This window comes from Pseudomonas sp. 1L-B-1-E-C1, from assembly GCF_057291835.1.
The window spans coordinates 363144-384578 of the sequence record NZ_JBXAWN010000002.1; the positions used below are offsets into that span (position 1 = coordinate 363144).

Below are 21435 nucleotides of genomic sequence, written 5' to 3' on the forward strand. Positions count from 1 at the left end.
TCGATGCTAATTTGCCTGACGATTTCGGATGACGAGCCTCGGGCATGAAAAAGATTATGACGCTAGGCGTTTTGTTCTCGGTTCTATCAGGCTGTGGCAGTGTCTCAACGGTGTTGCAGCACGACGCAGATGCCGCTCGGAAGCTGCGCAAACAGAAGACTTACTGTCAATCCATCCCGCGTATCTACAGCGGCCTGGCCTTTGATTTCTGCATATTGAACGCGCCGCCCAATCCTGGTGGCATTGTGTCCTTCGTATTGTTTGATCTGCCGTTGTCCGCTGCGTTCGACACGGTTTCGCTGCCCTACACGATCTATCGCCAGGCTGCCGACGGAAATCTGAGTATTTACTGGCGCAGGGACGGCTACTGAGGCTTTAGTGCCCGTTGAATCGGGCCAATACCGGTAGTGCAATTCGCACCGGGTAATTCCCCTGATGTTTACGCTATAATCCCGCCCTTTAGCTGTCACTCGCCCTGTGCGAGGGCACATCAATTTTCAAGGCGCATCGCGCCTGCACGCAGACTAAAGAGGCTAGACCCCTGTGGCATTGACGATTCTTGGCCTGTCCGGCGCCCTTAGCCATGATCCTTCCGCAGCCCTGTACATCGACGGCAAGCTGGTCGCTGCAGCTGAAGAAGAGCGCTTCGTACGCGATAAACATGCAAAGAACCGCATGCCCTACGAATCGGCGAAATTCTGCCTCGAGCAAGCCGGCATCAAGCCGTCCGACGTTGATGTTGTGGCAATTCCATTCGCGCCGATCAGCCTGTTCGGCAAGGCCCGCTGGCACTATGCCAAGCGCTACTGGTACGCCCCGGATCGCGCCCTCGATGCGATCCTGATGGGCAACCGTCGCTACAAGCGCTATCGCAACAAGATCGTCTGGTGCCTCGAGCAACTGGGCTTCGATCCGAAGAAAATCAAGATCGAACCGGTCGAGCATCACCTCGCTCACGCCTCCAGTGCTTATCACTGCTCGGGTTTCAAAGAGAAAACCGCGATCCTCGGCATCGACGGTAAAGGCGAATACGCCACGACCTTCTTCGGTTATGGCGAAAACGGCAAGATCCACAAGATCAAGGAATTCTTCGATCCGGACTCCCTTGGTGGTCTGTATGGCGCGATCACCGAATTCCTCGGGTTCGAGATGCTCGACGGCGAATTCAAAGTCATGGGCATGGCGCCGTACGGCGATGCCAGCAAGTACGACTTCTCGCGTCTGGCCTCGTTCGAGAATGGCGAGCTGGTGATCAATACCGACTACGCCAACGTCATCGGCCTGCGTCGTTATAAAGAGAAGGGCAAAGGCTTTTACTTCTCGCCGAAGCTGATCGAGTGGCTGGGGCCCAAGCGCGAAGGCGACATTGCCGACGAGCCGTACATCCACTACGCCGCCAGCATGCAAGCGCTGTTCGAAAAACTGGCGTTGCAGATGATCGATCATTATCTGGGCGATGTGCTCAAGGAAACCGGCAAGCTGGCGTTCGCCGGTGGCTGTGCGTTGAACGTCAAGTTGAACCAGAAAATCATCGCCCGCGACGACATCAAGGAGCTGTTCGTACAGCCCGCGTCGGGCGATGCCGGCACCGCAGTCGGCGCTGCCGCTTACGTGTCGCACGCCCGTGGCGTACCGGTCGAGAAGATGGAGCACGTCTACCTTGGCCCGTCTTACAGCAACGAAGATGTGATTGCCGCCTGCGCTCGTCATGAGAACAAGCCGACCTGGCGCAAGCTCGACAACATGCCGCAAGAAATCGCCAGGATCATGGTCGAAGGCAATCCGGTGGCCTGGTTCCAGGGCCGCATGGAATTCGGCCCGCGTGCACTCGGTGGTCGTTCGATCATCGGTTGTCCGAGCATTCCCGGTGTGGCCGACCGCATCAACCACCAGATCAAGTTCCGCGAGCGCTGGAGGCCTTTCTGCCCGTCGATGCTCGACACCGTTGCGCCGCAGATGATCAAGATCGATCACCCGGCGCCGTTTATGACCTTCACCTTCGAAGTCGCTGAAGAATGGAAGACCCGCGTGCCGGAAGTTGTCCATGAAGACGGTACTTCACGCGCTCAGGTGCTCAAGCGTGAGTACAACCCGCGCTACTACGACATGATGAAGGCGCTGGAAGACCTGACCGGTAACGGCGTATCGCTGAACACGTCGCTCAACCGACGCGGCGAGCCGATGATCTGCTCGCCGACTGACGCGCTGAACATGTTTTTCGGCTCTGACCTGCAATATCTGATCATGGAAGATATTCTTGTCGTCAAAGAAGGTGTGCAAGGAAACAGTCTTGACTGAGGCACTGATCAGCGTCGTGATTCCCGCGTACAACTACGCCAGATCGCTGCCACGTGCCGTGGAATCGGTGCTGGTGCAGTTGCACGACGCGGCAGCGGAGCTGTTGGTTATCGATGACGGTTCCACTGACTCCACGCCCGAGGTGTTGCAAGCGTTGCTGGCTGAACATGCCGGGCGTTTTCGTGCCATACGCCAAAGCAATGGCGGGCTGTCTTCAGTGCGCAATCGCGGGATCGAGGAAACCACGGGGCAGTTTCTGATTTTTCTCGACGCAGATGACGAGATGGCTCCCGGTGCGCTGGCGGCATTATCGCAACACATCGCCAGTCACCCGGAAACGCGGATGATCATTGGCGCTCATTGGTCGATCTTCTCCGGTGGCAAGCGCAGCCTGCAGGCTGTCAAACCGCTGCCAGCCACGCTGCGACAGCGAGTCAGGGGCTATCTGCTGGACAAGACGGTGTCGATCTCAAACGGTGCCTGTGCCATGCATCGTGAGGTATTCGCGCCGGGCAACTATCCGGAGTGCCTGCGCAACGTCGAAGATCTGCCGGTGTTTGCCCAGGTGTTGGCGCGCTTTCCCTGCACCGTGGTCGAGCAGCCGCTGGCACTCATTTACAAGCACGCCGACAGCATGCGCCATGATCTGCGCCAGAGCCTGGCAGCGGGTACTGAGCAGGTGGTCGGTGAAGTGTTTTCCAGTCAACGGATGCCGCAAGAGTTTCAGGATCTGCGCCAGGCCTATCTGGCGCAGCGTTGTCTGTCGTTGTTCCGCGATTGCTATTCGCATGGCGAATATGCGTTGGCGAAAACATTCTATATGCAAGCGCTACGCGCTGACTGGCGCATCCTTGGGCGCTGGTCGTACATGCGCAAAGCCTTGCGTCTGCTGTTCAGATAAGTTGATTGTTGTTTTTTGCGTACCTGTGGCGCGTGATGTGAGGGGGCTGGGTGAAAGGTACGGGCAGTAAATTGGCGGTCAGGGCTGTTCAGTTGATCAGTGAGCGACCGGTGAGTGTGGCCTTCTGGGCAAGTATTCTACTGTCGCTGATTGCCGTGTCGGGTACCGCAACGGTCGGGCGCGATGCCGCGTTGTACATCGATATTGCACATCAGGTTGTCTTGCATGGACCCGACGTCGCCTGGGTGCATTTCGACTGGCCGTGGTTCTCCATTCTTCTGGCCCTGACCCATCGCTTCCTGCTGCTGCCGCTGGAGTTGAGCGCCTATCTCTGGTGCGGCCTGTTTTTCGCCGGCACCAGTGCCCTGATGGTCGATTGTATTCGCCGACGCTCTCCCGAGCTTGCCGGCTGGGCGTGTCTGATTGTGCTGGCGATGCCTGCGGTCAATGCCTTTCGAAACGACATCATCCGCGAATGCGGTTTCTGGTTTTTCTGCACCCTCGCGTTATGGCAGGCACTGCGTTGGCAGGCCCTGGGCGGCTGGCTCAGAGCCGGTCTCATTCACTTGGCCATTGTGGCTGCAGCGCTGTTTCGGCTTGAGGCATTACTCTTGTTGCCGGCGCTCGGGCTGTGGCAAATGCCGGGGCTCTGGCGCTCTGGCCAGCGCACTCGTTTGCTGCAGTTTGCTCTTTTGCCGGTGGTGGGGCTGTTGGTTGCATCGGCGTTTGGAGTGTTCATGTCGGCGCGCTTCATGCTCTATCTGGACATGATTGCACCGCACAGCGTCTACGCCTCGTTTCAGTTGCTGTCCGAACAATTTGGCAACTCGCTGATCAACAAGTATTCCCAGGATGAAGCCGGGCGCATCGTGTTCTTCGGGCTGCTGGCGACGATGACGATCACATTCGTCAAGCTGATGGGGCCGTTCGCTGCCCCGTTCGTACTGCGCCGCAACTGGGGTGTCCTGGGTACTTACTGGCGTGACTATCGTCCGTTCGCCTGGGCAGCACTGCTGTATCTGGTAGTGCTGATGCTGTTTTTCATCAAGCAGCAATTCATGAATGCCCGTTATCTGAGCTTTCTCAATCTGCTGGTCGTACCGCTACTGGCGATGGGGCTGGCGGCGTTTGCCCGGCAGTTTCCGCGCTGGACCAAAGTGCTGGTCGTGGCGGCGTTGCTGGTGATGCTGTCGAATGTGATTTCGACCGGCGCAGGCAAGACTCATTACGTGGCCGCCGGGCGCTGGATGTCCGCGCACGTCGAACCTGAGGCCAGCGCCTGGTTCGAAGACGGTCGCATCAGCTATTACGCGGGGCGGGGTTACGTCCTGCCGACGCTGACCCGTGAACAGGCAATGTCGCCGGAGCACGCCGGTGAGTATCGTTATTTTCTCATCGAAGGGAAGGGCGATGAGCCGTGGCTGGGCGAATGGCTGGCGACACATGAAATGCGCATCATCGAACGCTTCGCCAATCGCAGGGGCGCGACGATTCTGGTCATCGGCCGTTAGACGTCAGCCCAGCAGCAGGCGCAGGCGTTCGATCAGCGCAGCCTGTCGCTTGCTCGGCAACGCCTGGCGATAACCTTCAAGAAAGGTTTTTCCGGCATCGCCGCCGAGCAGCCATTGCCGGTCTTGTTTGTAGCGCAGCAAGTGGGCGAAGTTGCGCAGTCGCTTGCTGTCGCTCAGCGCATGCCTCTGGCAACGCAGGTCGGCGATGTCGATCAATCCGAGCTGATTCTCCGGTGTCTGCACCACATTGCCAAAGTGCAAGGACCGGAAATACACGCCTTTTTCATGCAGCTGTGCAATGAACGCTCCCAGTTGACTGCGCAACGTCTCGGTTTCTTCGGGCGTGCCCTGCAATTGCCGCACGGTTTCGCCCGCCAGCGGCGCGTAATACACGCCGTCGCGCTCGATACTCGGAATACGATACACCGCGATGACGTTCGGACAGAGGATGCCGCGCTGCTGCAATGCCTTGGTGTTGTTGGCGAAGCGCTGCGCGTAGGGAAAGAACAGCGCCGAACTCAGCAAGCGCTTGCGGCGGAAAAGCTTGAGCATGCGACCGTCGGCCAACCTGAGCACCTTGTCGCCGGAACCGTCGGCTTCGAGTACCTGAGCACCTTTGCGCAGTGCCTCGTAAGTGCTGTGATCAATCGATTGCATGCCTGACTCCCCATCATGAGCCGGCTATCTTAACCGACTTGCCCAATGGCTGGCGCCCGGTGATGTTGATCGGCGCAAAAGGGCCTGTGATATCATCGCCGCCTCACTGATTTACGCGGATTACCATGAGCAGTCCTGAACCGAAAGCCCAGTCGACGCTGGCGATCTATTTCCGCCTTTTGGCTTACGTGCGTCCTTACGCCGGCCTGTTCATCCTGAGTATTGTTGGCTTTCTGATCTTCGCATCGACCCAACCGATGCTCGCCTACATTCTCAAGTATTTCGTCGATGGCCTGGCCAACCCGGAGGCCAGCCTGTTCCCCGGCAACCCCTATCTGGGCAAGTTGCAATTGCTCGAGAGCGTGCCGTTGCTAATCGTGCTGATTGCTGTGTGGCAAGGCGTCGGTTCGTATCTGGGCAACTACTTTCTGGCGCGGGTCTCTCTGGGGCTGGTGCATGACCTGCGTGTGGTTCTGTTCAACAAGCTGCTGGATCTGCCCAACAGCTATTTCGACAAGAATAACTCCGGCCACCTGATTTCCCGTATCACGTTCAACGTGACCATGGTCACCGGCGCCGCCACCGACGCGATCAAAGTGGTGATCCGTGAAGGCATGACGGTGATCTTCCTGTTCTGCACCCTGTTGTGGATGAACTGGAAGCTGACCCTGGTGATGGTCGCTATCCTGCCGGTCATCGGTCTGATGGTGAACAGCACCAGCAAGAAATTCCGCAAGCAGAGCAAAAAGATTCAGGTCTCGATGGGTAACGTCACGCACGTCGCATCCGAGACGATTCACGGCTACCGCGTGGTCCGCAGTTTTGGTGGCGAAACCTATGAAAAGGTACGCTTCCATGACGCCAGCCAGAGCAATACCGACAAACAGCTGACAATGACCAAGACCGGCGCGGTGTATACACCGATGCTGCAATTAGTGACGTACAGCGCCATGGCAGTGGTGATGTTTTTGGTCCTGTACCTTCGCGGTGATGCATCGCCGGGTGATCTGGTGGCCTACATCACCATGGCTGGCCTGCTGCCCAAGCCGATTCGCCAGCTTTCCGAAGTCAGCTCGACGATCCAGAAGGGAGTCGCCGGTGCGGAGAGTATTTTCGAACAGCTGGACGAGCCGGCGGAAGTCGATCAGGGGACGGTCGAGCGCGACCGTCTGCAAGGTCGCCTCGAAGTGCGCAACCTCAGTTTCAGCTATCCGGACAGCGAGAAGAAGGTCCTCGACGACATCAGTTTCGTCGTCGAGCCAGGGCAAATGGTGGCGCTGGTCGGTCGCTCCGGCAGTGGCAAGTCGACTCTGGCCGGCCTGATTCCACGCTTCTACCAGCATGAGCAGGAGCACGGGCAGATTTTGCTCGATGACGTGCAGGTGCAGGATCTCACCCTGCGCAGCCTGCGTCGGCAGATAGCCCTGGTGACCCAGCAGGTCACGCTGTTCAACGACACGGTGACCAACAATATCGCCTACGGCGATCTTGCGGGCGCGCCGTTTGAAGAGGTCAAGCGCGCGGCCACGGAAGCCTACGCCGATGAGTTCATCATCAAGATGCCGCAGGGCTATGAAACCCTGGTTGGCGAGAATGGCGTGCTGCTGTCCGGCGGCCAGCGTCAGCGCATCGCCATTGCGCGCGCGTTGCTCAAGGATGCGCCGCTGTTGATTCTCGACGAAGCCACATCGGCCCTCGATACCGAATCCGAACGGCATATCCAGGCGGCTCTGGATCACGTGGTGCAAAACCGCACGACACTGGTGATCGCTCACCGCTTGAGCACCATCGAAAAGGCCGACCTTATCCTGGTCATGGATGAAGGCAGAATCGTCGAACGTGGCACTCATGCTCAGCTTCTGGCGCACAACGGCTACTACTCGCGGCTGCATGCCAAAGAGTTTGAAGAGGGCGATGAGCCGCAACCGACTCATGCGACCGACCTATGCTGACGGCGTTTCGCATCTGGCGTGAACGTGGCTGGAGCGAGATCGATCAGGCGGCCTATGCTCAGGCCTGGCAGCGCTTCGGTGGCAGTTTTGCCACTCATCCCGACGTGGTGGAACGGTTGTCGACGTTTGTCGGCATCAAGCTGCACTACCTGGGCTGGATCGTCGATGGTGACGTCGTCGCGGCTGTTGCCTGCTGGGGCAGGCACGCCGCTCTGTCCAAAGAAGTGCTCAAGCGCGAAGGCAAGCGCGGGCTGCTCGATATGGGCAACGCCGAGCTGATTTTGCCAATTGCCGCGGATGCCGTCGTTCCGGTGCGTCAGCGCATGGCTTATGTTTCGCAACTCAACGCCGAGCAGATCAGCACTCTGCGCGTCCAGCCGGAAGGACTGGCATTGGCGCGGCTGCCTGAGGACTACTCGAAGAAGTTTCGCTACAACCAGCGTCGCGAACAGCGCCTGCTGGAAGAGGCGGGTGGTGCACTGATTCCGATGTCCGACTTGACGCCGCAAGAGCAGGCCGCCGCTTATGGTGATCTGTTCCAGCGCCGCTGGGGTTTCGAAGTGCCTGGCAAGGCCGGGCTGGTCGAAGTCTTCACCCTGCTGCGCGAGTTCATGACCGGGTCGGTAGTGATGCTTGAATCGGCGCCAGTGGCGATTCAGATTCTCTACCGTGTCGAAGCGCCACAGTGGGTATCGCTGGAATACGTCAATGGCGGCGTCGATCCGCAAAGCCGCGAGTTCAGCCCCGGCAGTGTATTGAGTTTCGTCAACACCCAGCAGGCCTGGGCGGATGCTCAGGCACTGGGCAAGACGCTGCGTTATTCGTTCGGCCGAGCCGACCGTGAATACAAGGATCGCTGGTGCCATACGGTGCCGGTCTACAAGGTCTGAAACCATGACTGCTCGCAAGCAACAGCTCCTCAAGGCTCACCGCCGCAGCAAGCGAATGTTCCTGATCGCGTTTGTGATCGCGCTGCTGGCGGCCGGCTTTTTGCTCGGCTGGTGGCTGGTGCCGGTGCTGCTGGTCTTGGCCTGGGTGGCGCACGAAGCGTGGTTTGCCGACCATCTGTTCTATAGCGCGGCCGACGACTATCAATACAACTTTCCCGGCCATACTCCGCGTCAAGCCGTGAAGCTGGATGCCGGTATCGTGCATCTGAGCGAACCGCTGGCGTCGGGAGAAACACTGGTGCTTGAGCTTCAGGTCAAGACCACCTGGCTGGGGCGCTGGCTGGACCCTTATGTCGAGCTGGGTGACGATCGCCAGGACTTCGAGCGTGGCGTCAGCGGGCGGCGCTATCTCAATCTGTCCGGGCAAGCCGCAGCGCTTGGCGCAAATACGCTGACGCTGCGTGGTCGCCATTGCACGCTGAGTTCCAGCGGTACGCTGTGGGTGATGAGCAATCCCGATTACGCACAGCAACGGGTCATGATCATCGCGCCCCACGCCGATGATGCCGAGCTGGCGGCGTTCGGTCTCTACTGCCGCACCGAGGAAGCCAGCATCGTTACCCTTACCCAGGGTGAAATCGAAGCTGATGACTTCCAGCGTCTGGGGCTGGACAAGGCCCAGGCGGCGCGCTTGAAGGGCCGGTTGCGCAGCTGGGACAGCCTGAGCATTCCGCTGTGGGGCGGGGTCCCGGCCAGCCATTGCGTGCAGTTGGGTTACTACTGCCTGCAATTGCCGGCGATGGCCGAAGAGCCGAACACGTCATTCGGCTCGCGGGAATCAGGCGAGGACGATGTGCGCAGTGTTCGGCAGCACAATCCGTTCAAACTGCCGGGCGATGTCGATGGCGCGCCGACCTGGGTCAATCTCGTCGGCGATATTCAAGCATTGCTTGAGCACTTTCGCCCCGAAGTCGTCGTCACTCCGCATCCCGAGCTGGACCCGCACAGCGATCACGTAGCCTCCACCCGTGCCGTGCTGGAAGCTATCGCCGCCAGTACGTGGAAGCCGGCGACCTTGCTGATGTACGCCAACCACTTGCATGACAACGATCGATGGCCGATGGGTCCGGCCGGTGCTGGTATCGCCCTGCCTCCGGCGATCGAGCCGTTGCCGGCCGACCATTTGTGGAGTCCGATGCTGTCGGCGGATGTGCAGCTCGACAAGGCCATGGCGCTGGCCATGGAGCACGACCTGCAAGGTTCGCTCGGATTCAAGCGCCAGTTGCGTCGTGTCATTCAACAGTGGCTTGTCGGACGACGCTGGCCGGTTACAGGCAGTAACGAGTTTTTCCGCAAGGCAGTGCGGCGCCATGAACTGTTCTGGGTCCGCGACCTTTCAGATTGAGGCGGACGGCGCTTTACCCTGTGTTAATATCGCGCCCCTGTTCATTTGTATGTGGGTTGCTCCATGAAGTTGTCCATGCCGCGTTTCGATCAAGCCCCTGTCTTGGTAGTCGGCGATGTCATGCTCGACCGTTACTGGCATGGCGGAACCTCACGGATTTCCCCTGAGGCGCCGGTGCCGGTGGTCAAGGTCGAGCAGATCGAAGATCGTCCGGGCGGTGCCGCGAACGTTGCCTTGAATATTGCCGCGCTCGGTGCGCCGGCGTCGCTGGTCGGGGTGACCGGTGATGACGAAGCCGCCGACAGCCTGAGCAACAGTCTCAAGGGCGCTGGTGTACGCGCGTTGTTCCAGCGCATTGCGCATCAGCCGACGATCGTCAAGTTGCGGGTCATGAGCCGGCACCAGCAGCTGCTGCGTATCGACTTCGAAGAACCGTTCGCCACCGATGCGCTGGCCCTTGGCTCGCAGGTCGATGATCTTCTGGAAGGTATCAAGGTGCTGGTCCTTTCCGACTACGGCAAAGGCGCGCTAAAAAACCATCAGGCGCTGATTCAGGCGGCACGGGCGAAAAACATCCCGGTGCTGGCCGATCCGAAAGGCAAGGATTTCTCGATCTACCGTGGCGCCAGCCTGATCACGCCGAACCTCAGCGAATTCGAAGCGATCGTTGGCGGTTGCGTTGACGAACACGAACTCGTCAGCAAGGGCGCGACGCTGATGCACGACCTCGAACTGGGCGCGCTGCTGGTCACTCGTGGCGAACACGGGATGACTCTGTTGCGCCCTGATCAACCCGCATTGCACTTGCCGGCCCGCGCCCGCGAAGTGTTCGATGTGACCGGTGCCGGCGACACGGTGATTTCAACCCTTGCCGCCGCCATTGCGGCAGGCGAAGACCTGCCTCATGCCGTGGCCTTGGCCAACCTGGCTGCGGGTATTGTGGTCGGCAAGCTCGGTACGGCCGCCATCAGCGCCCCGGAACTGCGTCGCGCCATTCAGCGTGAAGAGGGTTCCGAGCGTGGCGTGCTGGGGCTTGAGCAGTTGGTGCTGGCCGTCGCCGATGCCCGTGCTCACAACGAAAGAATCGTTTTCACCAACGGCTGCTTCGACATCCTTCATGCCGGCCACGTGACCTATCTGGAACAGGCGCGGGCTCAGGGCGATCGCCTGATTGTCGCAGTCAATGACGATGCTTCGGTCAGTCGCCTGAAAGGCCCTGGTCGCCCGATCAATAGCGTCGACCGACGAATGGCGGTGCTGGCAGGTCTGGGCGCGGTGGATTGGGTCATCAGTTTCCCGGAAGGTACGCCTGAGAACCTGCTGCGCGAGGTCAAGCCTGATGTGCTGGTCAAAGGCGGCGATTACAGCATCGATCAAGTGGTCGGCGCCGATATCGTGACCGCTTACGGCGGCACCGTGAAAGTATTGGGACTGGTGGAAAACAGCTCGACGACGGCGATTGTCGAAAAAATCCGCAGTCGCTGATCAGATGAACCTTTACCGTTGTGTACCACGTGTGAACGGATTTTGCCTTGGGGATCTCACCGTTTCCGTTGAAGTTGGCAGGCTTGAATCCGCTGCGCTTGCCTGCCTACGTTACGTGGTCATTTAACTTATGAAAGTCATGCTCCTGGTGATGGACGAGCAGCGGGTCATCCTCGATCGGCTCTATGACATCGTTCAGCAGAACTGCGATGAATGTTTCATCTATCGTCTGAGCAAGCAGCAGCAGATGAACCTCGGAGCTTTTCTGGCTTCGGTCGAGTACCAGACCTTCGACCGCGTGGTGATTTTCTCCCGGGTCAAACGTCTGGCTCCGCAATTGCGGGTGCTCAAGTGCATTCCGGGCCTGGTGTTTCTGGAACACGATGCTTATCAGAACTACATGCCCGCCAGTAAGTATCGTGGCGTGTATTCGCGTCTGTATAGCCGCTTGCCGAGCTGTCGGGCGCTGGTCTCCGGTGCGGTCGTCGCGCGCAAGATGCTGGCGGAGGGCATCGATACGGTGTTCGTTTCCAAAGGCTACGACGAGCAGATGCTGCACAACACCGGTGTTGAGCGAGACATCCCGATCGGCTTCCTCGGCAGCTTGAAAAGTACCGAGTACGCCGAGCGCAAGGCCATGCTTGAATCGCTCTCGCGGCGCACCGGCATGCTCGTGACCCGCACCAAGTCCGGCGCCGAGTATCTGGAAACGCTCAATCGCATCAAGATCTTCGTCAGCGCCGACATAGGCATGAACGAATTCATGATCAAGAACTTCGAGGCTATGGCGTGCGGCTGTGTGCTGCTGGCCTGGAGCCAGGGCGAAGAGGACCGATTGCTCGGTTTCGAAGACATGCACAACACCGTGTTCTACCGCAGCGAAGACGAGGCGGTGGCGAAGATCAAACTGCTCCAGGACGACCCCGAACTGGCACAACGCATTGCCAGCAACGGCCAGGCGTTTGCCGAAAGCCGCTATTCGTTTGCTCGGGTCGGCCAGGCACTCGCCGAAGCCATCCAGCGCGAGATGCGCCCATGGCAGCCGCCGTCGGGTTTTACCCGGTTCTGGGTCAAGCTGCGTTACGGCATGAAGGTACCGACCTGAATGACGGATGACGACATGGCGCTGGATGCGCTGCCCGGTGGCGACCAGTCGGTTTTGCAGGCCTTGCCCGATGCACTGCGTGAATGCCTGAGCCGCGCCGCCCGAGTTGTACTGATCGCCAATAATCCCGCCATTACCGCAGTCGACTTCGCGCGGCTGAACATCGGCGCCAATGATGTCGTCGTCAGTTTCAATCATTGCATCAAGGCATCGCTGCTCAACGCGCAAAGCGTCAACGTCTTTGTGCACGGCTACAACGCGCCGGATGCCTACTTTTTCGGGCTGCCCTGCAGCGCGGACGTGCAGCGATTGTTCGACCGCGCGGGCGAGCGCTGCTTCACCATGCTGGTGGGTTGTGCGGCGCCGATGTGCCCGCTGCCCCGCGTGGCAATGTACTGGGATCGCATCCCGTTACCGCCGCTGTGGAACTACCCGGTCGACCGCCCCGGCGGCAAGCGTTATGTCGGACCGTCTACAGGTTTCAACACGCTGGTGCTGTTCGACTGGCTACGCGAGCATGTCGGTTATTCCTATCAGCTGATGACCCTGGGATTTTCCAACGAAGCGGGGAAGTTGTGGGGCGGGCATGCCTGGGATTACGAGCGGGACTGGTTGCAAAAGTCCGCTGTCATTGTCGTACCGCTGCAACCTCGCCACTGGTGGCAGAGACTGTTTCAGCGCAAATAAGCGACGCTGCAGCCGGGTACCCGCTGGCCCGAATCACTTTTTCATAGGTGCAATCGAGTGTTGAAAATTGCCGTGGCGTTTTTCGGGATTCCGAGAAATTCGCAGATCTGCTTCCCTTCAATCGAACAGAACGTACTGGCGCAGTTGCCTGCGGGCAGCGAGGTGAAGTGCTTTTATCATCTGTATAAAGTCGATGAAGTGCAGAATTCGCGCTCGGGCGAGAAAGGCGAACTGGCGGCTGACAACTACCAGCCCTTCGAGTCCATGAGCGGCGCGCTGACCTCGACCGAAGGTGTGCTCGAGCGTTGGGATTTCGATCAGGTCAAGGCACAGGGCGATACCTGGGCCGATGACTATGCGTCGTTGCGCAACCTGATTTATCAGCTCAACTCGTTGTACACCGTCACCGGCGAGATCGAATCCTTCAATCCGGATTTCGTTGTTTTTGTGCGGCCGGACAATTTCTTCCACACCCCACTGCCAGCCTACGTGTTCAACCATGCCGAGGCGCGGCGGCACAACGCTTATATTCCGGACTGGCAGTGGTGGGGCGGTCTGAATGACCGGTTCGCCGTATGCGGGCGCGATACGTATGTCGCCTACGGCAAACGCATCGAACGCATCTTCGATTTCTGCCAGGCGACCGGCCGCAAGCTGCACTCCGAGCGCTTGCTCAAATACGCGCTACTGGAGGCGGGCGCCAAGGTTTGCACACTGCCGATCCAGGCCTCTCGCGTGCGCATCACCGGCGCATTTGCCGAAGAGTCGTTCTCACCCAAGCGTGGCATGGGCAAGCGCGAAAACCGTTACTTTCACTTCTTCGCGACGTTGCGCACCTGGTGGGATCGCCGCCGCTAGCGGCTTGCGCGTTTCCTGCCCAGCCCGACCAGGCGCAGCGCCTTGATGCTCAACTGCTTGAGGCCGGTGCGGGGTGCCTTGGCCGGTTGCAGGCCCTGTTGCACCAGCCAGTCCTTCCAGCGAATGCGCTCGTCGTGCACCACCCAGCCCTGCTGGGTAGCAAAGCTCTCGGCCAGATGAATGCCGCGGGTGCTGGCCGGTATCAACTTGTCTCGTTTGAGGGTGAACAACTCCGCAGTTGGCGCGCCATCCTTAAGGGGCATCAGATACAGGTCTGGCCGCTTGCGGTCGAGCCGCGCGACCAACTGATCGCCCTCGAGGCGTTCATCGACATGAAACAAACTCAGGGACTTGGCTTCCTTGGGCACTTCCAGGCGCAAGTCATAGATCAATTGCAGCGACGCGGTCGGTAGATGCACGTAGGCCCGTGGTCGCTCCAGCAATTGCAGGTTGGCGCAGCGCACCGGACGCGCCGAACCGGACAACGGTGTCAGGCGAAACGGCAGCGCCTCACGATAGTGCAGCGCAGCGGAGTAGGGTGCCGGCAGCCAGGTTTCGTTGAAGCGCCCGCCGAGCCAGCCTTCCGGGGTTTCCAACAGGCATTCTTCGGCAATTTCCTGTATTGCTGTGTGCAGCGGAATGTTCAATTCGTGGGCCGGCACGTAGCCGGAAATCAGCTTCAGCACCACATCGCCGCGATCCTGCCGGCGTTGGCGTACCAGCACCCAGTAATCGCGATTCTGCCAATGCAATGTCAAGCGCACGGATACGCCGAGGTTGGCCAGTTCCAGCGCAAAGCGCTCGCTGTCGGCGACGCTGACCGGTTTGCGCCGTTGCAGGGTCTGGGCGAAATTCAGCGGCATGCCGACGCTCTGATAGCTCAGGCCCTCGGGCGTGGCTTCGACGAACAGCGGCAGCGTCTTGAAGTTGCTCGGGTTCTTGCGGATGAGCGTGCGCGGCATATCGGCTCCTGCTTAAGGCCGCGGGGCGGCGTCAGTGACCACGCAGGACCTGGGCAACGGTCGCGGCGTTATGGGCGAGGTGCAGCGGATTGATCGTGCCGACAATAGCACTGGCGACGCCGGGCTGAGTGAACAGCAACTCGAAGCTGGCGCGCACCGGATCAACTCCGGGGCTCAGACAGACATGCCCGCTGGCCAGGGCTTTTTTTACCAGAATGGCTTTGCCCTGGGCAGCAGCGTAGTCAATGACTGCCTTTTCGTTTTGTTCGTTCAGATTGTAGGTGACCATCGCGCAGTCGCCCTGCTCCAGCGCTCTCAAGCCGCCTTCGACGGTTTTGCCGGAAAACCCGAAGCTGCGAATCTTGCCCTCGGCCTTCAGCGCCGCGAGGGTGGCGTACACCTCTTCGTGCTCGAGGATGGCCATGTCTTTGCCATCGGAGTGCACCAGAATCAGATCGATAAAATCCGTTTCCAGACGTTGCAGGCTGCGCTCGACCGACATCCGCGTGTGCGCGGCGCTGAAGTCATGGCGCGACACACCGTCGGCAAACTCTTCGCCGACCTTGCTGACGATCACCCAGTCCTGACGCTGGCCGCGCAGGAGCGGGCCGAGACGTTCTTCGCTGCGCCCGTAGGCCGGCGCGGTATCGATCAAGTTGATGCCCAGATCCCGCGCCTGACGCAGCAGCATGCGCGCTTCGTCATCACCGGGAATCTGGAAACCGTTGGGGTATTTCACGCCTTGGTCGCGGCCGAGTTTGACCGTGCCCAGACCCAGCGGCGAAACCGTCAGGCCGGTGCTGCCCAGCGGGCGATGGAGTTGGTGCAGAGTGGCGATGGTCATGGCAGCAGTTGCTCCCAGGCGGGCACGCCGAGCGGCGGTTTTGGCAACGGCGGCAACGGCTCGGTCGCTTGCGGCTGGATGCCGTCGTGTTGCAAGGACGCGATGACGCGATCGGCGAAGTCCGGCGCCAGTGCCAGTTTGGTCGGCCAACCGACGAGCAGACGACCTTCCTCGGCGAGGAACGCGTTGTCCGGGCGGGTCAGGCCGGTCTGCAGCGGCTCGGCGCGGTCGACGCGCAGAGTTGCCCATTGGGTGGTGCTGAGGTCGATCCACGGCAGCAATTGGGCGATTTCCTGTTGCGCGGTGGCGATCTGCTCGGCCGGCTCGCGGGCCACGCCTTCGCTTTCGGCAATGTCGCCGCCCATGTACCAGACCCACTGGCCGTCAGCCGCCGGGTGCGTGGTCACAGTGATGCGCGGCTTGGTGCCGCCGCCCAGGCAGTGCGCGTACAGCGGTTTCAGCCCGGGGCCTTTGGCGAGGATCATGTGCAGCGGCCGGCGTTGCATGGCCGGCCGGCTCAGGCCCAGGGCTTCGAGCAATTCGGCGGTACCGGCGCCGGCGCTGAGGACGATGCGCTGGGCGCGGATCTCGCGGCCGTCGACTTTCAGGCCGACCAGCACGCCCGCTTCCAGCAGCGGCTCGATGACCTGACCGGCGAGCAGACCGTCACCGGCCAGCTCGGCCAGACGCTGGATCAGGCTCGGTACGTCGACCACCAGTTCGGCGAGACGGTAGACCTTGCCCTTGAAACGCTTGTCTTGCAGGGCCGGTGGCAGTTCGTCGCCCTTGACCTGATCGACCCGGCCACGCACGGCTTTGCTGGCGAAGAAACTGGTGAGGTTGCCGGCGAGGGTGCCCGGCGACCACAGGTAATGCGCTTCGGACAGCAGGCGCACGCCGGACAAGTCCAGCTCGCCATTGCCGGCCAGCGCCTCGCGCCAGCGGCGCGGCATATCTGCGATGGCTTCCGAGGCGCCGGTCAGCGCACCGTGCAGCGCGTATTTTGCACCGCCATGGATGATGCCCTGGGACTTCACGCTCTGCCCGCCACCGAGGCTGGCGCTTTCCACCAGTACGGTCGAAAAACCCTGGCGGCGCAGGCGCGCATTCAGCCAGAGGCCGGCGACACCAGCGCCGACAATCATAACGTCGGTGGAAATAACGGATGGCATGCAGCGACCTCAGTGTTCAAGACGAGGGCGCAGTATACAGACTCGGGAAAAGGGCGGATTTGTCGATGATCAACTGGCTGAATGCATATCCAAATGTGGGAGCGAGCCTGCTCGCGATGAGGGAATGCCAGTCGACGTATTCGTGGACTGATATACCGCATTCGCGAGCAGGCTCGCTCCCACAGGGGATTGTGTCTGGCGGTTAATGCCCGGCGGTCTTGGAGAACAGCTGAATCACAACGACCCCCAGCACGATCAACGCCATCCCCAGCATTGCCGGTACATCGAGCTTTTGCCCGTAGATAAACAGCGCCGCGACGCTGACCATGACAATGCCCATCCCCGCCCAGACAGCGTAGGCAACGCCCACCGGTACGGTGCGTACCACCAGCGTCAGCATCCAGAACGCAATCGCGTAACCGACAATGACCAGAATCAACGGCAGTGGCGTGCTGAAGCCTTTGACCGCTTTCATCGAAACGGTGGCGATCACTTCGGCGCAGATGGCGATGGCCAGATAGACGTAGGCGTTCATGATTTCAATCCCTCAGATAAATCGTTGCTTGCTGAGGCGACATTCTAGGGAATGCTCAGATGGGGTAAAGTCATTACCTATCTGTCCTGAAGATGGGTTGGAAGCCGGCATGCAGTGGAATCTTGAGCAGTTGCGCATATTTGTCGACGTTGCCGAGCAACGTTCGTTTTCCGCCGTGGCGCGGCGGCAGCGCAAAGCGCAGTCAGCGATCAGCAGCGCTATCGCAATGCTCGAAGAGGATTTGGGCGTGAGCCTGTTCGAGCGCAGCAGCGGTCGGCAGCCGAGTCTCACCGAGGCGGGCGCGGCATTGCTGGAAGAGGCCCGCGAAGTGTTGCGCCAGTGCGAGCGCCTCAACGGCCGCGCCATGGCCATGCTGCGCGGCCAGGAAGCGCAACTGCGCGTGGCCCAGGACGAGGCGATGCCCTATCAGGCGCTGGTGGAAAGTTTCGGCGAACTGGCCGAGCAGTTTCCCAGCCTGGAAGTGCAACTGACCAGCGCTGCCCAGGGCGAAGTCGCGCGCAAACTGGTCGAGCGTCGCGCCGATCTCGGCCTGCTCTTCTATCACGATGAAATCCCCGAGGCCCTTGAGCGCCGCGTGCTCGGCAGCGTTGAAATGGTCACGGTCTGCGGCGTCAAGCATCCGCTGGCGCAGCAGCCTTACGTGACCTGTCAGCAACTGGCGCAACATCGGCAACTGCTGATGTCGACGCAGACCAGCGTCTATCCCGGCAACGAGCCGGCCAGCCCACAGGTGTGGCGCGCCGACAGCTTTTACGTGATGTCCGAATGGCTGGTGCGCGATCTCGGTTGGGCGTGGTTGCCGCGCCACGTTGTGCAGTACTCGGCGTATCAGGGCCTGATGGTCGAGCTCGACAGCGAATGGACGCCGCCGGCGCTGGTGGTGGAACTGGTCTGGCGCCGCGACGAGCCGCTCGGCCCGGCCGCGCGCTGGCTGGCGGAACGTTTTGCCGTGCACTTGCGGGCGATCGGCGACAAAAGCCGATAAACTCCGCCGCCATGAATAGAACTCTCTACACCGCGCTGTTTTATCTGGGGCTGCCATTGGTGGCGATTCGGCTGTGGCTGCGCGCGCGCAAGGCGCCAGCGTATGCCAAGCGCATCGGCGAGCGCTTCACTTACGGCATGCCGACCTTGCAGCCCGGCGGCATCTGGGTGCATGCGGTGTCGGTGGGCGAAAGCATTGCTGCCGCGCCGATGATTCGCGCTCTGCTGGAACGCTATCCGACGCTGCCGATCACCGTGACCTGCATGACCCCGACCGGTTCGGAGCGGATTCAGGCACTGTTCGCCAACGAGCCGCGCATCCAGCACTGTTATTTGCCGTACGACTTGCCCTGCGCAGCGGCACGCTTTCTTGAGCGCGTGCAGCCCAGGCTTGCAGTGATCATGGAAACCGAGCTGTGGCCCAACCATATTCATCAATGTGCCAAGCGCGGGATACCGGTCGCGCTGGCCAATGGACGCTTGTCCGAGCGTTCGGCACGTGGTTATGGGCGCTTGCGCAAACTCACTGCGCCGATGCTGGCGGAAATAAGTTTGTTCGCCATACAGACCGAAGCCGAAGCCCAGCGCTTCCGTGATCTCGGCGCACGTCCGAAAACAGTGGAAGTCACCGGCTCGATCAAGTTCGACCTGACCATCGATCCGCAATTGCTGCAACGTGCGGCCGAATTGCGTAGCCAATGGCAGGCTCAGGATCGTCCGGTGTGGATCGCCGCCAGCACCCACGAAGGCGAAGACGAAGTGGTATTGAATGCCCATCGTCGCCTGTTGGCCTGTCACCCGGATGCATTGTTGATTCTGGTCCCACGCCACCCGGAACGTTTCAACTCGGTGTTCGAACTGTGCCAGCGCGAAGGCTTCGCCACGGTGCGCCGTTCGACCGGGGCCGATGTCGATCCACAGACTTCTGTGCTGCTTGGCGACACCATGGGCGAGTTGCTGTTTCTCTATGCCCTGGCCGACAGTGCCTTTGTCGGCGGCAGTCTGGTCCCGAACGGCGGGCACAACCTGCTCGAACCCGCCGCGCTGGCGAAACCGGTACTCAGCGGCCCGCACCTGTTCAACTTCCTCGACATCGCTGCGCAACTGCGCGAAGCCGGGGCGCTGGCCGAGGTGGATGATGCCGAGGGCCTGGCGGTGGAGGTGCAGCGCTTGTTCGAATTGCCGCGTGACGCGCAGCGCATGGCCGAGGCCGGACTGGCGGTGATGCGCCGTAATCAGGGCGCGTTGCAGCGTTTGCTGGATGGCTTGGGCAGATTGATCAAGTAAGCGAAAAGATCGCAGCCTTCGGCACCTCCTACAAGGAAATGCATTCCAACTGTAGGAGCTGCCGAAGGCTGCGATCTTTGCTTTTGTGGCTTAAGGCCGCGCCCTGAGCTGCGCCTCGGCAGCCTTGGCCAGATCCGGCGGCAGGAAGTCCTTGTCCGGGTTGTAGTCGGCCTTCAGATAGCGCCGCAGATCTTCCAGATCACCCGGGTTCAGCGTGCCCGCCGCCTGCTTCAGGCGCAGGTTGTCGAGAATGTAGTCGTAGCGCGTGTTGTTGTAGTTGCGCACCGAGGTGTACAGCTGGCGCTGCGCGTCGAGGACGTCGACGATGTTGCGCGTACCGACCTGATAACCGATTTCAGTGGCTTCCACGGCGCTCTGGTTAGAGATGATCGACTGGCGACGCGCCTGCACCTGCTCGACGTCGGTGTTCACCGCGCGGTGCAGATTGCGGGTGTTTTCCACTACCTGCCGGCGCAGCGATTCGCGCTGCTGTTCGCTCTGATCCAGTTGTGCGTACGACTGGCGAACTTGCGAACTGGTCAGGCCGCCGCTGTAGATCGGGATGTTCAGTTGCAGGCCCAGCGTGCTCTGTTCGACGTTGCCGCCGTAGGGCGCGCCAAACGAGTTCGGGTTGGCGAAGCCGAGAGCGTCATTGTCGCCTTTCTCGTATTTCGCCACGGCGTCGAGGGTCGGCAAGTGGCCGGCCTTGCGCTGCTTGAGCGTCTGCTCGGCGGAGCTGACCGCGTAGTTGCTGGCGAGCAGATTGAGGTTCTGCCGCGCCGCCGTATCGACCCAGGATTTCGCATCGTTGGGCGCTGGCGGCAGGATCGGCAGCGTATGGACGATGCCCTGAATCGAGTTGTACTGACGGTTGGTCAGGGTGATCAACGCCTCGAAGGCATCATCGACCTGACGCTGGGCAACGATGCGGTTGGCCCGTGCGGTGTCGTAACTGGCTTGCGATTGCAGCACATCAGTCTTGTCCGAGAGGCCGACATCGAAGCGCTCGTTGGACTGGTCGAGCTGACGTTTGAACGCCGCTTCTTCAGCCTTGGTCGAGGCCAGATTGTCCTGGCTGCGCAACACATTGAAGTAGCTTTCGGCCGATTGCAGGATCAGGTTCTGTTCAGTGGCCGAGAGCTGCAGCGCGGCCTGTTCGTTGACGTCCTTGGCGGCCTGGTACTGGAACCAGCGATCGGCGCGGAACAATGGCTGCGCCAGCGTCGCCTGATAGGAGTGCGCGCTGCGGTTGGCAATGGCCGAGGGCTGGTCGATCGAGGTGCGCACGTCGGCGACTTCGGCGCCACCGGACAGGTTCGGCAACAGACCGGCGCGGGCCTGCGGCACCACTTCTTTCTGCGCACCGTACTGGGCGCGGGCTGCCGCAAGGTCGGCGTTGTTGTCGACCGCTTCCTGGTAGACGCTGACCAGATCGGTTTTGGTCGACAAGGGTGCTTCCGCTGCCCAGGCCATTGTGTTGGACGCACAGGACACGGCAACAGCCAGTGAAAGTTTGCGCAGCATGAGGCGATCCCTAGCATGAATATTATGGAAGTAATCCGGGCGCCAAAGGTAAGGCGCAGCCCGCACAGCGTCAAGGCTGAGCCAGGCCAAGCGAGTGTAGTTGCGCATTGCTCCGGCAACAATCGGGCAAGTCTGTGTATTTACGCCATTCATCATGGCGTTCGCTGCGGTGTTGGCGTTCCTCGGCGGTTGTGTCTAGACTGGCCGGGTTCTTGTCGGGGTGCCTTGCTATGAGGCTGAGATCGAATAATTTCGGATCCCGTTGAACCTGATCAGGTTAGCGCCTGCGTAGGGAACAAGATTTCTCGTCACCCGGCGAGTCCTCTTGTGCTTCGTCCGGGATATTGTTCGACAATC

At 60.5% G+C, this 21435-nt stretch carries 19 protein-coding genes and 1 riboswitch; of the genes, 13 read left to right on the forward strand and 6 right to left on the reverse strand.

Features of this window, described 5'->3' with window-relative positions; genetic code table 11:
- Window positions 1-44 precede the first annotated feature (44 nt).
- The 4 genes from AC0Z4S_RS05310 to AC0Z4S_RS05325 all read left to right on the forward strand — a co-directional run bounded on the left by AC0Z4S_RS05310 (window position 45) and on the right by AC0Z4S_RS05325 (window position 4710).
- A complete protein-coding gene (locus AC0Z4S_RS05310; RefSeq protein WP_253498400.1) occupies window positions 45-371 on the forward strand; it encodes a YceK/YidQ family lipoprotein in 327 nt (108 codons plus the stop codon).
- 172 nt (window positions 372-543) lie between these two features.
- Entirely contained in the window at window positions 544-2298 is a 1755-nt protein-coding gene (locus AC0Z4S_RS05315) for a carbamoyltransferase family protein (RefSeq protein WP_253498403.1), read from the forward strand.
- On the forward strand, window positions 2291-3199 hold the full coding sequence (locus AC0Z4S_RS05320; protein WP_485622313.1) for a glycosyltransferase family 2 protein: 909 nt from the start codon (window positions 2291-2293) through the stop codon (window positions 3197-3199). Before AC0Z4S_RS05315 ends, AC0Z4S_RS05320 begins: the two co-directional genes overlap by 8 nt.
- A 110-nt stretch (window positions 3200-3309) precedes the next feature.
- Window positions 3310-4710 (forward strand): hypothetical protein, encoded by a 1401-nt coding sequence (locus AC0Z4S_RS05325; protein WP_485622314.1) that lies wholly within the window; start codon window positions 3310-3312, stop codon window positions 4708-4710.
- A 3-nt stretch (window positions 4711-4713) separates the two neighbouring features.
- Here the strand turns inward: AC0Z4S_RS05325 and AC0Z4S_RS05330 are convergent, their stop codons facing one another.
- Entirely contained in the window at window positions 4714-5367 is a 654-nt protein-coding gene (locus AC0Z4S_RS05330; protein WP_485622315.1) for a BUD32 family EKC/KEOPS complex subunit, read from the reverse strand.
- 125 nt (window positions 5368-5492) lie between these two features.
- On the opposite strand from AC0Z4S_RS05330, the gene msbA reads away from it, so the two are divergent.
- The 7 genes from msbA to AC0Z4S_RS05365 all read left to right on the forward strand — a co-directional run bounded on the left by msbA (window position 5493) and on the right by AC0Z4S_RS05365 (window position 13749).
- Complete coding sequence (gene msbA / locus AC0Z4S_RS05335; RefSeq protein ID WP_485622316.1) at window positions 5493-7319, forward strand: lipid A export permease/ATP-binding protein MsbA; 1827 nt, start codon at window positions 5493-5495, stop codon at window positions 7317-7319.
- A complete protein-coding gene (locus AC0Z4S_RS05340; RefSeq protein ID WP_485622317.1) occupies window positions 7313-8209 on the forward strand; it encodes a GNAT family N-acetyltransferase in 897 nt (298 codons plus the stop codon). Before msbA ends, AC0Z4S_RS05340 begins: the two co-directional genes overlap by 7 nt.
- Before the next feature lie 4 nt (window positions 8210-8213).
- Complete coding sequence (locus AC0Z4S_RS05345) at window positions 8214-9614, forward strand: PIG-L deacetylase family protein (protein WP_485622318.1); 1401 nt, start codon at window positions 8214-8216, stop codon at window positions 9612-9614.
- 63 nt (window positions 9615-9677) lie between these two features.
- Window positions 9678-11099: a bifunctional D-glycero-beta-D-manno-heptose-7-phosphate kinase/D-glycero-beta-D-manno-heptose 1-phosphate adenylyltransferase HldE gene (gene hldE / locus AC0Z4S_RS05350; RefSeq protein ID WP_485622319.1), complete on the forward strand. Its 1422-nt coding sequence runs from the start codon at window positions 9678-9680 to the stop codon at window positions 11097-11099.
- Between the two features lie 130 nt (window positions 11100-11229).
- Complete coding sequence (locus AC0Z4S_RS05355; protein WP_485622320.1) at window positions 11230-12204, forward strand: glycosyltransferase family protein; 975 nt, start codon at window positions 11230-11232, stop codon at window positions 12202-12204.
- Complete coding sequence (locus AC0Z4S_RS05360; protein ID WP_485622322.1) at window positions 12205-12891, forward strand: hypothetical protein; 687 nt, start codon at window positions 12205-12207, stop codon at window positions 12889-12891. It abuts the gene before it with no gap.
- A 57-nt stretch (window positions 12892-12948) separates the two neighbouring features.
- On the forward strand, window positions 12949-13749 hold the full coding sequence (locus tag AC0Z4S_RS05365; protein WP_485622323.1) for a hypothetical protein: 801 nt from the start codon (window positions 12949-12951) through the stop codon (window positions 13747-13749).
- On the opposite strand, the gene AC0Z4S_RS05370 is transcribed toward AC0Z4S_RS05365, so the two are convergent.
- The 4 genes from AC0Z4S_RS05370 to AC0Z4S_RS05385 all read right to left on the reverse strand — a co-directional run bounded on the left by AC0Z4S_RS05370 (window position 13746) and on the right by AC0Z4S_RS05385 (window position 17262).
- Window positions 13746-14711, reverse strand: coding sequence for a metal ABC transporter ATPase (locus AC0Z4S_RS05370; protein ID WP_471878497.1), 966 nt, complete (start codon window positions 14709-14711; stop codon window positions 13746-13748). The genes AC0Z4S_RS05365 and AC0Z4S_RS05370 overlap by 4 nt on opposite strands.
- Window positions 14712-14742: 31 nt before the next feature.
- Window positions 14743-15555, reverse strand: a complete 813-nt coding sequence (locus tag AC0Z4S_RS05375; protein WP_485622324.1) for an aldo/keto reductase — start codon at window positions 15553-15555, stop codon at window positions 14743-14745.
- Window positions 15552-16727, reverse strand: a complete 1176-nt coding sequence (locus AC0Z4S_RS05380) for an NAD(P)/FAD-dependent oxidoreductase (protein ID WP_485622325.1) — start codon at window positions 16725-16727, stop codon at window positions 15552-15554. Before AC0Z4S_RS05380 ends, AC0Z4S_RS05375 begins: the two co-directional genes overlap by 4 nt.
- A 202-nt stretch (window positions 16728-16929) precedes the next feature.
- Complete coding sequence (locus tag AC0Z4S_RS05385; protein WP_253498446.1) at window positions 16930-17262, reverse strand: DMT family transporter; 333 nt, start codon at window positions 17260-17262, stop codon at window positions 16930-16932.
- 109 nt (window positions 17263-17371) lie between these two features.
- Here AC0Z4S_RS05385 and AC0Z4S_RS05390 point away from each other — a divergent pair, with 109 nt between their 5' ends.
- Together AC0Z4S_RS05390 and waaA are read left to right on the forward strand one after the other, a co-directional pair.
- A complete protein-coding gene (locus AC0Z4S_RS05390) occupies window positions 17372-18268 on the forward strand; it encodes a LysR family transcriptional regulator (protein ID WP_485622326.1) in 897 nt (298 codons plus the stop codon).
- Window positions 18269-18279: 11 nt separating this feature from the next.
- Complete coding sequence (waaA, locus tag AC0Z4S_RS05395) at window positions 18280-19554, forward strand: lipid IV(A) 3-deoxy-D-manno-octulosonic acid transferase (RefSeq protein WP_485622327.1); 1275 nt, start codon at window positions 18280-18282, stop codon at window positions 19552-19554.
- A gap of 90 nt (window positions 19555-19644) precedes the next feature.
- Here the strand turns inward: waaA and AC0Z4S_RS05400 are convergent, their stop codons facing one another.
- On the reverse strand, window positions 19645-21078 hold the full coding sequence (locus tag AC0Z4S_RS05400) for a TolC family outer membrane protein (RefSeq protein ID WP_485622328.1): 1434 nt from the start codon (window positions 21076-21078) through the stop codon (window positions 19645-19647).
- 206 nt (window positions 21079-21284) lie between these two features.
- Window positions 21285-21390, forward strand: a riboswitch (TPP riboswitch).
- Window positions 21391-21435 lie beyond the last annotated feature (45 nt).

What these genes read in the sequence shown, in the direction of transcription:
- AC0Z4S_RS05310 (WP_253498400.1), top strand. Translation starts at nt 45, where the DNA reads ATGAAAAAGATTATGACGCTAGGCGTTTTGTTCTCGGTTCTATCAGGC.
- AC0Z4S_RS05330 (WP_485622315.1), bottom strand. Translation starts at nt 5,367, where the DNA reads ATGCAATCGATTGATCACAGCACTTACGAGGCACTGCGCAAAGGTGCT.
- msbA (WP_485622316.1), top strand. Translation starts at nt 5,493, where the DNA reads ATGAGCAGTCCTGAACCGAAAGCCCAGTCGACGCTGGCGATCTATTTC.
- AC0Z4S_RS05340 (WP_485622317.1), top strand. Translation starts at nt 7,313, where the DNA reads ATGCTGACGGCGTTTCGCATCTGGCGTGAACGTGGCTGGAGCGAGATC.
- AC0Z4S_RS05345 (WP_485622318.1), top strand. Translation starts at nt 8,214, where the DNA reads ATGACTGCTCGCAAGCAACAGCTCCTCAAGGCTCACCGCCGCAGCAAG.
- hldE (WP_485622319.1), top strand. Translation starts at nt 9,678, where the DNA reads ATGAAGTTGTCCATGCCGCGTTTCGATCAAGCCCCTGTCTTGGTAGTC.
- AC0Z4S_RS05355 (WP_485622320.1), top strand. Translation starts at nt 11,230, where the DNA reads ATGAAAGTCATGCTCCTGGTGATGGACGAGCAGCGGGTCATCCTCGAT.
- AC0Z4S_RS05360 (WP_485622322.1), top strand. Translation starts at nt 12,205, where the DNA reads ATGACGGATGACGACATGGCGCTGGATGCGCTGCCCGGTGGCGACCAG.
- AC0Z4S_RS05370 (WP_471878497.1), bottom strand. Translation starts at nt 14,711, where the DNA reads ATGCCGCGCACGCTCATCCGCAAGAACCCGAGCAACTTCAAGACGCTG.
- AC0Z4S_RS05375 (WP_485622324.1), bottom strand. Translation starts at nt 15,555, where the DNA reads ATGACCATCGCCACTCTGCACCAACTCCATCGCCCGCTGGGCAGCACC.
- AC0Z4S_RS05380 (WP_485622325.1), bottom strand. Translation starts at nt 16,727, where the DNA reads ATGCCATCCGTTATTTCCACCGACGTTATGATTGTCGGCGCTGGTGTC.
- AC0Z4S_RS05385 (WP_253498446.1), bottom strand. Translation starts at nt 17,262, where the DNA reads ATGAACGCCTACGTCTATCTGGCCATCGCCATCTGCGCCGAAGTGATC.
- AC0Z4S_RS05390 (WP_485622326.1), top strand. Translation starts at nt 17,372, where the DNA reads ATGCAGTGGAATCTTGAGCAGTTGCGCATATTTGTCGACGTTGCCGAG.
- waaA (WP_485622327.1), top strand. Translation starts at nt 18,280, where the DNA reads ATGAATAGAACTCTCTACACCGCGCTGTTTTATCTGGGGCTGCCATTG.
- AC0Z4S_RS05400 (WP_485622328.1), bottom strand. Translation starts at nt 21,078, where the DNA reads ATGCTGCGCAAACTTTCACTGGCTGTTGCCGTGTCCTGTGCGTCCAAC.